Here is an 11,857-nt window from a genome sequence, read left to right as displayed (position 1 = left end):
GCGGAGGGGCCGAGCGAGAGGCGCGCCACGCCGCCGGGCACCTGGGCGCCGTGCGGCCAGACCTCGGGTGCCTTGGCAGCCGACGGCGCGGCCTCGACCTGTGCCGCCGGCAGCGCCAGCACACTCATCGTTGCGAGAAGGAGAGAGCGGCGATGCATGGCGCCGTCACTTGCCCCAGCTGTCGCGCATCCCGGCGGCGCGATTGAACACGCGCTGGCCGGAGGCCGCCGCGTTCGCATCCACCACGAAGTACCCGTGGCGTTCGAACTGGAAGCCCGCGCCGCCTGGCGCCGCGCTGGCCAGCGAAGGTTCCACGAAGGCCTGGCAACGCAGGAGGCTGTCGCGATTCAGTTCGTCCTGCAGCTCGCCGCTGCCCGGCTGGGCGGCCGCGAACAGCCGCTCGTACAGGCGCACCTCGGCCGGCAGCGCATCGGCCGCCGCCACCCAGGTGATGTTGCCCTTGACCTTGATCGCATCGGCCCCCGGCGTGCCGCTCTTGGTGTCGGGCACCAGCCTGGCCTGGACTTCCTGCAGCCTGCCGCCGGCATCGCGCGTGCCGCCGGTGCACTCGATCGTGTGACCGTACTTCAGGCGCACCCTGTTGCCGGGGAACAGGCGGAAGAAGCCCTTGGGCTGCACGTCCTCGTAGTCGGTGCGCTCGATCCAGACCTCGCGGCCGATCTTGAACGTGCGCTGGCCCCTTTCCGGATGGTGCGGGTGCACCGGCGCCGAGCAGTCGTCGAGGAAGCCGGCGCCCATCAGTTCGTCCCAGTTCGTGATGACGAGCTTCACCGGGTCGAGCACCGCCATCGCGCGCGGCGCGATCGGGTCGAGCGTGTCGCGCAGCGCCGCCTCGAGGCTGGCGTAGTCGATCCAGCCGCCGGACTTGGTCACGCCCGAGCGTTCGCAGAAGAGCTTCAGCGCGTCGGGCGTGTAGCCGCGGCGGCGCAGGCCCGCGAGGGTCGGCATGCGGGGGTCGTCCCAGCCGTCGACGTGGCCTTCCTCGACCAGCTGGCGCAGGCGGCGCTTGCTGGTGATCACGTGCGTGACGTTGAGGCGGGCGAACTCGTACTGGCGCGGATGCGGCGTGGCGATCAGGCCGCCTTCGGCCAGGCGGTCGAGCAGCCAGTCGTAGAAGGGCCGCTGGTCTTCGAACTCGAGCGTGCAGAAGCTGTGCGTGATCTGTTCCAGCGCGTCCTCGATCGGATGCGCGAAGGTGTACATCGGGTAGATGCACCACTTGTCGCCGGTGTTGTGGTGGGTGGCGCGGCGGATGCGGTAGAGCGCCGGATCGCGCATGTTGATGTTGGGGCTCGCCATGTCGATGCGGGCCCGCAGCACTGCGGCGCCGTCCTCGAGCGCGCCGTCGCGCATGGCACGGAAGCGCGCGAGGTTCTCGTCCGGCGTGCGGCCGCGGAACGGGCTGTCGGTGCCGGGCGTGTTGAAGTCGCCGCGGGTGGCGCGGATCTGCTCGGCGCTCTGCTCGTCGACGTAGGCCAGGCCGGCACCGATCAGGTACTCGGCCGCCCGGTACATGAAGTCGAAATAGTTACTCGCAAAGTACTCGTGCGCGTCGGCCTCGCCCGGCTTGGCAGGGTTGTCGGCCAGCACGGTGTCGTAACCCAGCCATTGCACGGCGTCGCGGATCGCGTCGACGTATTCCTGCTCTTCCTTCTCCGGGTTGGTGTCGTCGAAGCGCAGGTGGCAGACGCCGCCGTATTCCCCGGCCAGCTCGAAGTTGAGCCAGATGCTCTTGGCATGCCCGATGTGCAGGTAGCCGTTGGGTTCGGGCGGGAAGCGCATGCGGACCTTGGCCGGGTCCTGCATGCCCTGGGCGTGATGGGCGGCGTCCCCTGGGGAGCCGCCCCATTTGCGAGTGGAATAATTGCCCTGTTCGAGGTCGCTTTCGATCACGTGGCGCAGGAAATTGCTCGGCTTGGTGCTGTCGTTGTCTGCAGGGGAAGTCATCCGCTCATTCTAGGTGGCCCCCCGAGGGCTCGTTACCTTTGGCAACCTTCTTCACAGAGCGGCGTACACGGGGTTCACACCTCACGCGTTCAATACAGACATGGGCGGCCCACACCCGCCCCAACAGGAGTTTCATGATGAGCGTCACCCGCACCACTTTCTTCAAATGGGCCGCCGCCGGCGTCGTTGCCGCGGGCGCGCTGTTCGCCACCGCTTCGGCCAGTGCGGCTGTCGACTGGTCGGTCGGCGTCAACGTCCCCGGGGTAGCGATCGGCGTGGCGACGCCGCAGCCTTACTACGCCCCGGCACCGGTCTACTACCCGCCGCCGGCTGCCTACTACGCGCCGCCGCCGGTTTACTACCGCCCGGCGCCCCGGGTGTACTACCGTCCGGCGCCCGTGTACTACGCGCCGCCACCGGTGTACTACCGGCCCGCTCCAGGCTATTACGGCCATCGCGGCCACGGCCATGGTCATGGCTACTACCGCTGAGCGACAGACACCCCCGATTGCCTGCTGTCACATCGAAAAAACCGGCCCCGTCGAACGGGCCGGTTTTTTTTGTGCCTGCCCGGGCCCCCCTGGGGGCCCTTACATGGCGCGGAAAAGGTGGGCGTAGAGCCGGCTGACCGGGATCCTGTCGGCGCGGCCGCGCAGGCTCAGGTGCTGCTTGCCGGCCTCGTCGCGGTGAACCGCCTCGATGGCGCTGCTGCGCACGACCACGGCCCGGTGCACCTGCCAGAAGATGCTGGCGTCGATCTGCGGCAGCAACTGCTTGAGCGGCGTGCGGATCAGGTACTCGTGGGTGGCGGTCAGCACGCGCACGTACTTGTCGGCCGCTTCGAAGTACTGCACCTCGTCGATCGGGACCATGCGCACCGTGGCGCCGCCGGCCTCGCTCGCGGCAATGAACCTGAGCGGCGCGGCGGCGGGTGCGGGTCCGGCGGCGGCGCTGCTCAGCAACCGGCGCCATTGCGCCAGCGTCTGTTCCAGCGCGGCGGGCGCGGCCGCTTCGGCGGGTTCCTGGGCAGCCAGCGCCTGCTTGAGCCTGGCGACGGTCTTGCGCAGTCGCTCGGCGTGGACCGGCTTGAGGATGTAGTCGATCGCCTGCGCCTCGAAGGCGCGCGCAGCGTATTCGTCGTAGGCGGTGACGAACACCAGCTGCGGCATCGGCGCCTCGTCGGTCGGCCAGGTGTCGGCCAGTTCGGCGGCGGCGCCCAGCCCGTCGAGGCCCGGCATCCGGATGTCGAAGAACAACACCTGCGGCAGCCGTTGCAATGCCTCCTGCACGGCACTGGCACCGTCGCCCACACAGGCGACCACGTCGAGCTCGGGCCATGCGGCGGCCAGTTCAGTCCGCAACGCCTGCGCGAGCAGGGGTTCGTCTTCGGCAATGAGGGCTGTGGCTTTCATGCGTTCAGGTGGGAAATGCGACTGTCGCGAGGGTCCCGCCCTCGGGTATGTGCTGCAGCGTCAAGCTGCCTCGCGCTCCGTAGACCGTGGCGAGGCGCTCGCGCACCTGCGTCACGCCGAAGCCGTCGCCATGGGTCGGCAGCGTCGCGTCCAGGCCGACGCCGGTGTCGCAGACTTCGATCGAGATCTGCGGCATGCCGTCCTCGGAACGGTTCTCGCGCCGCGCACGCACGCGGATTTCGCCGCCTTCGACCTTCGGCTCGAGTCCGTGGCGGATGCAGTTCTCCACCAGGGGTTGAAGCAGCAGCGGTGGCACCGGCACGTCGCGCAAAGCGTCGGGCAGGTCGAGCGCATAGCGCAGGCGCGGCCCCATGCGCACCGACATGAGCTCGAGGTAGTCGCGCAGCCGATCGAATTCGCAGGCCAGCGGATGCGACGTGGCCCGGGAGCCGGCGAGCGTGACACGCAAGTAGTTGTTGAGGTGGTCGAGCATCTCGACCGCGCGCGGCGGATCGACCGCGATCAGCGCTCGCAGGTTGGCCAGCGTGTTGAACAGCATGTGCGGCTCCAGCTGGGTCTCGAGCAGCTTGAGCCTGGCCTCGCCGGCGTCGCGCTCGGCGGTGACGATCTTGGCGGCCAGCGCGGCGGCCCTGCCGCGCGCGTGGAAGTAGAAGCTCGCGACGACGCCGGCGACGATCGTGATCACCAGGCTGATGGTGTTGTCGCGCGGCGTCGAGACGTTGCGGGAGTCGAACAGCAAGTCACCCACGCGGTCGCCGACCAGGAAGCCGCAGCCGATGCCCACGGCGGTCAGCAGCAGGCCGCGCCAGCCCTTCGGCCAGCCATGGCCGCCGGCGCCGTCGGTGTGGCAGTGGCGCTTGTCGACCAGGTAGCGCCCGAACTCGATGACGGCCCAGGTGACGGTGCCTACGGACAAGGCGTAGCCGAGCTGCATCAGGTAGGTCTTGTTCGGCCAGATCGCAGTGGTCAGCACCGCCACCACGCAGCAGAAGGCGATGACTTGCAGGTAGTGCCGGCCCGCGCTGGACCAATGGATCTTCATGGCGCCAGATTCTGGACGAAGAAGCGGGCGATGGCGTCATAGACGGCGCGCAGGCTGGCCCGGTCGAAGCCCGGCGGGTCGTTCAGGAGCCGGGCTGCGCGGGGTGGCAGGCCGGGCGGCTGCGGAGACAGGATCGAGCCATGGCCCGCCGTCGGCATGTCGGCGACCAGTTCGCAGCCTGTGCCGCAGGCTGCGCGCACCGCGTCGACGTGCCATTGCGGAGCGAGCCAGTCGTCCCGGCCGGCGCGCACCAGTCCCAATGGAATCCGCGGCGTCGCGAGCGAGGCCATGTCGACGGGCGCGGCCATGGGGACGGCAGCCACCGCGGCCGTGATTCGCGGATCGGTCCAGGTTTCGAGCGTGGTCTGGTCGCCCAGCTTCCAATGGATCGCGCGGCGAGCGACCGCCAGGCGCAAGCCGTCGAGCCTGTCGCCGGTGAGCGAGCTCGCCAGGCCCACGCAGGCCGGAAAGTCCTCGGCCAGATGCGCCTGGCAATGCGCGTCCAGCAGGGCCGGTGACCAGCGCGCGCCGGCCAGGGTCAGCGCCGTGAGGCCGCCGGCAGACATCCCGAAGACGCCGACATGCTGGAAGTCGAGCAACGGCGCGAAGCGCGCGTCGGCGGCCATCGCGTCGATCGCTTGCGACACCTCCTTCGGCCGATGGCGCCATGTCGCAGGGCCGATATCGCTCATGTCGTGGTAGTTGTCGCCGGCGTGTTCCGGCATGGCGACGGTGAAGCCGGCGTCCACCAGCGCGATCGCCAGGTCGGCCTGCGGCCAGGGCGAGCCGCCCGAGCCGTGGGACATGACCACCAGGCGGCCGTTGCCGCGCAGCGGGGCGGCGTCGGCGGCCAGTTGGAAGGAGAAGGGGCCGCGGCTGAATCGGGCGGGCGCGGCGGCGGTCGGGTAGAACACCGTGACCGGGCCGGTGCCCGGCGGCGCCGGCAGCAGCGCGACGCCGGTGGCGGCCGACGCGGCGTGGCCCAGCAGGCCGAACAGGGCCAGCGCCAGCAGGTGTCGCACGCCGGCCTTCACCACGGGTCTCCCTTGGCGCCGCCGGCCAGCCTGGCGCGTTCGCGCCCGGCCATGCGCTCCAGCAGCGCGCCGCCCGGCGGCAGCATCCAGACCGCGGCCCCGTGGGCCAGCAAGCCGACGCCCCAGCCCAGCAGCGGGTAGATGGCCCACGCGCGGCCGTTCGCTACCGAGATGCCGATCAGGCCGAGGTTGACGATGATGTAGATCGCGGCATGGCTGAACCAGCCCAGCTTGGCCTTGGCGCGCCGCAATGCGAGCCGCTCGATGCGTGATGATTCGGTGGACATGGAAGTCTCCTGGATTGTGCAGACAAGGGCAGGGTTCAGGCGCCGGGGGCGCCAGCCGCCACGCGGTCCTCGCGGATCGCCAGCTTCCAGAGCCGCACCGCGCGGCCGGCGAAGACGCCGCTGAAGACGCCGTACAGCAGCGCGATGGCGAGCGCGAAGGTGGCATCGTGGCGGATCTCCGGGTGCATCGCCAGGGTGGCGCCGACCACGCACTTGGTGAAGAAGATGCCCATCATGAGCAGCAGCGGCACGGCGCTGCCTGCGACGTGGAACCGGCGCGTCGCCTCGTCGTAGCGCGTGCCGGCCGGCAATCCGCGCTTCAATACGAGGGTCAGCGCCGCCCCGGCCGCCGCGGCCCAGGCCGGCACGCTGAGGCTCGAATCTCCGAAAGCCGAGGTCACGCCATAGATAGAGAGGCCGGTCATCACGATCGGCACCAGCGTCACCCGGCCCAGGCTCACGCTGCTGGCCAGCAGTTGCCTGGCGCCGAGCCACAGCAGGGTGGCGAACAGGATGTAGACCCACTTCGGGGTGTGCAGGAAGACTTGGGTCAGCATGGGTTGCTCCTGTGAGATTGGAGGGAGAGGTTCGAAAGGGTCAGGCAAGCCCCAGCCACTGGCCCCAGACCAGTTGGCCGAGATAGCGGCTGGGCAGCAGCGTGAAGGCGCCGGCCACGATGCAGGCGCTGATGTAGGTGGCCTGCATCGCGATCCGGTGGCCGCGGATGTCGCCCCGGGCGAGCTTCCAGAAGGCGCGCGAGAGGCCGAAGAAGGTGGCCGGCACCAGCAGGTGCACCAGCGTGTAGCCGCCGATGTTCGGCAGCCTGAAGTCCCGGATGAAGAGCGCCGACAGCGCGGCCATGACGATCAGCGTGACCCACGCATAGCCCAGCGCCCGGTGCAGGCGCGGCCGCTGGGGCCGGCTCCGGCGGGCCCAGAGCACCACCGGCCCGAGGGCCAGGGCGGAGGCGGCGGAGGCGAGGTGGATGGCGATGACCGGTGACATTTGCATGGCGGGCTCCTGAGGCGATGGGCGGACTGTGCCGCCCGCCCGGCGGGCCCGCCACGGCCATGCGACGAACCGCGCCTGGGCGGCGCCAGTTGCATTCCGTGATCGCCGGACGCAGGCGTCCACGGCGGCTTTACCGAGGCTTTACGGTTCGTAAGGGCTGGGCGCTACGATTCGGCGCTCCACTACGGGCTGCCACCCTCAAGCTCTCTTCACCGATGTCGTCCCCCCTTCCCGAGCCCGCCACCGAAGACCTCCACGCATCCCGCCCCGTGCCTTCCCGGCGGCGGCGCTGGCTCGGCAGCCTGCTGGCGCTGGGCCTGGTGGCGGCGTTGGCCGGCGGCGCCTGGTACCTGATCCAGCGCTCGGGCGAACCGGCGGGCGGGCGCCCCAATTTCGGCGGCGCCAGCTCCACCGTCGGCCACGCCACCGCGCAGCGCGTGGAAATGCCGATCCTGATCGATGCCCTGGGCACGGTGACGCCGCTGGCGACCATCACGCTCAAGCCGCAGGTCGGCGGCGTGCTGACCGAGGTGCTCTATACCGAGGGCCAGACCGTCAGCAAGGGCCAGTTGCTGGCCCGCATCGACCCGCGTCCCTACGAGCAGGCGCTGATGCAGGCCCAGGGCAACCGGGTGCGCGACGAGGCGCAGCTCGAGGCGGCGCGCGTCACCCTGTCGCGCTACCGCACGCTGCTGGGCCAGGACTCGATCGCCCGGCAGGACGTCGACACCCAGGCCGCGCTGGTCAAGCAGCTTGAAGGCACCGTGACCACCGACCGAGCGGCCGAGGCCGCCGCCAAGCTCAACCTCGACTACACCCGGGTCACGGCGCCGGTGGCCGGGCGCATCGGGCTGCGCACGGTCGACCCGGGCAACACGGTGACGGCCAACGCCACCACCGGCATCGCGGTGATCACCCAGATGAACCCGATCGACGTCCAGTTCGCGGTGCCGCAGGACCGCGTGCCCGACATCCAGGCCCAGCTGGCCAAGGGCGAGGCGCTGCCGGTCAAGGCGCTGGACCGGGTGCGCAGCGCGGTGCTGGACACCGGCACCTTCTCGACCTTGGACAACGTGGTCGACACCAGCACCGGCACGGTGCGGGCCAAGGCGCGCTTCGCCAACACCGGCACGCCGCTGTTCCCGAACCAGTTCGTCAACGTGCAGATGGTGCTGCGCACCGTGAACGCGGTCGTGGTCCCGGTGACCGCGGTGCGCATCGGGCCCAACGGCAATTTCGTCTATGTGGTCAACGAGGACCGCACGGTGTCGGTGCGCCCGGTGAAGCGCGGCGAGGCCACGGTCGACGTGGTGGCGATCCTCGACGGCGTGAAGGCCGGCGAGGACGTGGTGACCGAAGGCGGCGACCGCCTGAAGGATGGCGCCCGCGTGCAGCTGCAGGGCGACAAGCCGGCGATGGCGCCGCGCCCGGGGGCCTCCGGCCCGCGCGGGCCGCGCACACCCGGCGGTCCGAACGGCGAGGGCCGGCGGCAGCGGCCTCCGCAGTAGGGAGCGGCGGTGAGTCCCTCGCGTCCCTTCATCGAGCGGCCGGTCGCGACCGCGCTGCTCATGCTCGCGATCGTGCTCGCGGGCCTGGTCGGTTTCCGCTTCCTGCCGCTGGCGGCCCTGCCGCAGGTCGACTACCCGACGATCCAGGTGCAGACGCTCTATCCGGGCGCCAGCCCCGAGGTCATGAGCCGCACCGTGACCGCGCCGCTGGAGCGCCAGTTCGGCCAGATGGCCGGGCTCGACCGAATGAGCTCGACCAGCGCCACCGGCGTCTCGATCGTCACGCTGCAGTTCGCGCTCGACCAGACCCTCGACGTCGCCGAGCAGCAGGTGCAGGCGGCGATCAACGCCGGCGGCTCGCTGCTGCCGGCCGACCTGCCGGCGCCGCCGGTGTATGCCAAGGTCAACCCGGCCGATGCCCCGATCCTGACCCTGGCCGTGAGCTCCGAGACCATGCCGCTGACGGAGGTGCAGAACCTCGTGAACACGCGGCTGGCGCAGAAGATCAGCCAGGTCGGCGGGGTCGGCCTGGTGTCGCTGTCGGGCGGGCAGCGTCCGGCGGTGCGGATCCAGGCCAACACCAACGCGCTGGCCGCGGTCGGCATCGGCCTGGACACCCTGCGCACCGCGATCGCGGCGGCCAACGCCAACAGCGCCAAGGGCGGCTTCGACGGCCCGAAGCGGGCCTACACGATCAACGCCAACGACCAGCTGGTGGCCGCGGCCGACTACAAGAACCTGATCGTCGCCTGGAAGAACGGCGCGCCGGTGCGCATGAGCGATGTCGCGCGCGTCATCGACGGCGCCGAGAACACCCAGCTCGGGGCCTGGGCCGGCGCGAACGCGAAGCAGGGCGAGCAGGACGGCAAGCTCTATCCCGCGATCATCCTCAACGTGCAGCGTCAGCCCGGCGCCAACGTGATCGGCACGGTCGACGGCATCAAGAAGCTGCTGCCCGAGCTGGAGGCCTCGCTGCCCGGCGCGCTGAAGGTGGAGGTGCTGAGCGACCGCACCACCGGCATCCGCGCCTCGGTCAACCACGTGCAGCTCGAGCTGGCGCTGGCGGTGGTGATGGTGGTGCTGGTGATCTTCTTCTTCCTGCACAGCGTGCGCGCGACCGTGATCGCCAGCGTCGCGGTGCCGATCTCGCTGATCGGCACCTGCGGCCTGATGTACCTGCTGGGCTACAGCCTCAACAACCTGAGCCTGATGGCGCTGACCATCGCGACCGGCTTCGTGGTCGACGACGCGATCGTGATGATCGAGAACATCGCGCGCTACCTCGAGAAGGGCGAGCCGCCGTTCCAGGCCGCGCTCAAGGGGGCGACACAGATCGGCTTCACGATCATTTCGCTGACGGTGTCGCTGATCGCGGTGCTGATCCCGCTGCTGTTCATGGGCGACGTGGTGGGGCGCCTGTTCCGCGAATTCGCGGTGACACTGGCGATCACGATCCTGATCTCGGCCGTGGTCTCGCTGACCCTGGTGCCGATGATGTCGGCGCGCTGGCTGCGGCCGCAGGCCGAGGAGGGCGGACGCTTCGGCGCCGCCGTGCAGCGCTTCTTCGATCGCGTGATCGCGCGCTACGACATCTGGCTGCAATGGGTGTTTCGCCACCAGCCGCTGACGCTGGTGGTGGCCGTGCTCACCCTCGCGCTCACCGTGCTGCTCTACGTCGTGATTCCCAAGGGCCTGTTCCCGACCCAGGACACCGGGCAGCTCAAGGCCCGCGTCCAGGCCTCGCAGGAGGTGTCCTATGTGCGGATGGCCGAGCTGCAGCAGTCGGCGGCCAACCTGATCCTGGCCGATCCCGACGTGCAGAGCCTGAGCTCGGTGGTCGGCGTCGACGCCGCCAACAACATGGCGCTCAACACCGGCAGCATGCTGATCAATCTGCGCGCCGGCCACGGCGACCAGGCCGTGGTGATGCAGCGGCTGCGCGACCGCGTGCGCGACGGCGTCGCCGGCGTGTCGCTCTACCTGCAGCCGACCCAGGACCTGACCATCGACGCCGAGACCGGGCCGACCGAGTTCCGGGTCTCGCTCGAAGGCGCCGACACCACCACGGTGAACGAGTGGGCGCAGAAGCTGGTCGAGCGGCTGCGCCGCGTGCCGCAGGTGCGCAACCCGACGACCGATGCCGGCGCCCAGGGCTTGTCGGCCTACGTGGACATCGACCGCAACACAGCGTCGCGGCTGTCGGTCACCGCGAGCTCGGTGGACGACGCGCTCTACAGCGCCTTCGGCCAGCGCATCGTCTCGACCATCTTCACCGAGACCAACCAGTACCGCGTGATCCTCGAGGCCCAGCGCGAGTCGCTGGCCTCGCCGGAAGGGCTGGGCAACCTGCAGCTGCGCACCGGCGCCGGCACGGCGACGCCCCTGTCTTCGCTGGCCACGGTGCGCGAGCAGTTCGCGCCGCTGCAGGTCACGCGCGTGGCCCAGTACCCGGCCGCGACCGTCGGCTTCGACACGCCGCCGAACGTGGCGCTCGGCAAGTCGGTGGCGGCGATCCGTGCCGCGGCCAAGGAGATCGCGCTGCCGGCGAGCGTGAGCCTGAAGTTCCTCGGCGCCGCCGGCGCGTACGAAAAATCGCTGACCAACCAGCTGTGGCTGATCCTGGCGGCGGTGGTCTGCGTCTACATCGTGCTGGGCGTGCTGTACGAGAGCTATATCCACCCGCTGACGATCCTGTCGACGCTGCCCTCGGCCGGCGTCGGCGCATTGCTGGCGCTGATGCTGACCGGCAACGACCTCGGGGTGATCGGCATCATCGGCATCATCCTGTTGATCGGCATCGTGAAGAAGAACGCGATCATGATGATCGACTTCGCGATCGACGCCGAGCGCAACCAGGGCAAGGGGCCGCTCGAGGCCATCCACCAGGCGGCGCTGCTGCGCTTCCGCCCGATCCTGATGACCACGCTGGCGGCCCTGTTCGCGGCGCTGCCGCTGATGCTGGGCTGGGGCGAGGGCGCCGAGCTGCGTCGTCCGCTGGGGCTGGCGATTTTCGGCGGGCTGGTGGTGAGCCAGGTGCTGACGCTGTTCACCACGCCCGTCATCTATCTCGCGTTCGATCGGCTGGGGCGGCGGTTTGGGCAGAGGGCTGCAGCGTGACTTGTGGTCATCTTTCGATCAAGGACGCGTTCCCCCTGGAAGGGCGCCCGGCACGCGGTGCGGGCCGAACGACCCCACTGCGCCGGCCCTTCGGGCTGCCTTGCGGTGCTCGCTTCAGGCGGGGTCCGCGCAAACTCGCTGCGCTCAAACACGCGCGGCCCTTGATCCGCCTGAAGCTGCGCTCCTCAGCGGCGCAGAGGGGATCGCCCGTCCCGCACCGCATGCCGGGCTCAGGGGGTGTTCAAAGAGCCGCGACGTCTCCAACGCCGATGCAACCCCRACSTGTCCACGGCGGTGGGCGGTATGCCCYGGGCCGGCCGTTGAGGCRCCGCCGAGCAGCGCAGCGGTACGCGGATCAGGGCTCGCGACTGTTTGAGCGAAGCGAGTTTGAGCGAGACCCCGCGTACCGCGAGCAGCGCAGGGCAGCCGCGAAGCGGCCGGTGACGTCGGCCGGCCC

At 70.1% G+C, this 11,857-nt stretch carries 10 protein-coding genes; 3 read left to right on the top strand and 7 right to left on the bottom strand.

Annotation, left to right across the window (positions count from 1 at the left end):
* Positions 1–165: 165 nt before the first annotated feature.
* Positions 166–1,968 (bottom strand): glutamine--tRNA ligase/YqeY domain fusion protein, encoded by a 1,803-nt coding sequence (locus AC1D2K_RS18370; RefSeq protein WP_478090269.1) that lies wholly within the window; start codon positions 1,966–1,968, stop codon positions 166–168.
* Between the two features lie 137 nt (positions 1,969–2,105).
* On the opposite strand from AC1D2K_RS18370, the gene AC1D2K_RS18365 reads away from it, so the two are divergent.
* Positions 2,106–2,459, top strand: coding sequence for a hypothetical protein (locus AC1D2K_RS18365; RefSeq protein WP_478090268.1), 354 nt, complete (start codon positions 2,106–2,108; stop codon positions 2,457–2,459).
* A gap of 99 nt (positions 2,460–2,558) precedes the next feature.
* On the opposite strand, the gene AC1D2K_RS18360 is transcribed toward AC1D2K_RS18365, so the two are convergent.
* The 6 genes from AC1D2K_RS18360 to AC1D2K_RS18335 are packed head-to-tail and all read right to left on the bottom strand — an operon-like array spanning position 2,559 to position 6,775.
* A complete protein-coding gene (locus AC1D2K_RS18360) occupies positions 2,559–3,380 on the bottom strand; it encodes a LytR/AlgR family response regulator transcription factor (protein WP_478090267.1) in 822 nt (273 codons plus the stop codon).
* Between the two features lie 4 nt (positions 3,381–3,384).
* Complete coding sequence (locus tag AC1D2K_RS18355) at positions 3,385–4,443, bottom strand: sensor histidine kinase (protein WP_478090266.1); 1,059 nt, start codon at positions 4,441–4,443, stop codon at positions 3,385–3,387.
* Positions 4,440–5,477: an alpha/beta hydrolase family protein gene (locus AC1D2K_RS18350; RefSeq protein ID WP_478090265.1), complete on the bottom strand. Its 1,038-nt coding sequence runs from the start codon at positions 5,475–5,477 to the stop codon at positions 4,440–4,442. The genes AC1D2K_RS18355 and AC1D2K_RS18350 overlap by 4 nt, the downstream gene beginning before the upstream one ends.
* A complete protein-coding gene (locus tag AC1D2K_RS18345) occupies positions 5,474–5,764 on the bottom strand; it encodes a 2TM domain-containing protein (RefSeq protein WP_478090264.1) in 291 nt (96 codons plus the stop codon). The genes AC1D2K_RS18350 and AC1D2K_RS18345 overlap by 4 nt, the downstream gene beginning before the upstream one ends.
* Before the next feature lie 35 nt (positions 5,765–5,799).
* Positions 5,800–6,321: a DUF6622 family protein gene (locus AC1D2K_RS18340; protein ID WP_478090263.1), complete on the bottom strand. Its 522-nt coding sequence runs from the start codon at positions 6,319–6,321 to the stop codon at positions 5,800–5,802.
* Between the two features lie 40 nt (positions 6,322–6,361).
* The gene (locus AC1D2K_RS18335; protein ID WP_478090262.1) at positions 6,362–6,775 is read right to left on the bottom strand and encodes a DUF2306 domain-containing protein; all 414 of its coding nucleotides are present in this window, start codon (positions 6,773–6,775) and stop codon (positions 6,362–6,364) included.
* Positions 6,776–6,990: 215 nt separating this feature from the next.
* Here AC1D2K_RS18335 and AC1D2K_RS18330 point away from each other — a divergent pair, with 215 nt between their 5' ends.
* Positions 6,991–8,283, top strand: coding sequence for an efflux RND transporter periplasmic adaptor subunit (locus tag AC1D2K_RS18330; protein WP_478090261.1), 1,293 nt, complete (start codon positions 6,991–6,993; stop codon positions 8,281–8,283).
* A 9-nt stretch (positions 8,284–8,292) separates the two neighbouring features.
* Positions 8,293–11,400, top strand: a complete 3,108-nt coding sequence (locus AC1D2K_RS18325) for an efflux RND transporter permease subunit (RefSeq protein ID WP_478090260.1) — start codon at positions 8,293–8,295, stop codon at positions 11,398–11,400.
* Positions 11,401–11,857 lie beyond the last annotated feature (457 nt).

The organism is Variovorax sp. P1_H12_2 (assembly GCF_056405335.1).
The sequence above is the reverse complement of the archived record's forward strand: the minus strand, read 5'-3'. Positions and strand labels throughout refer to the sequence as shown.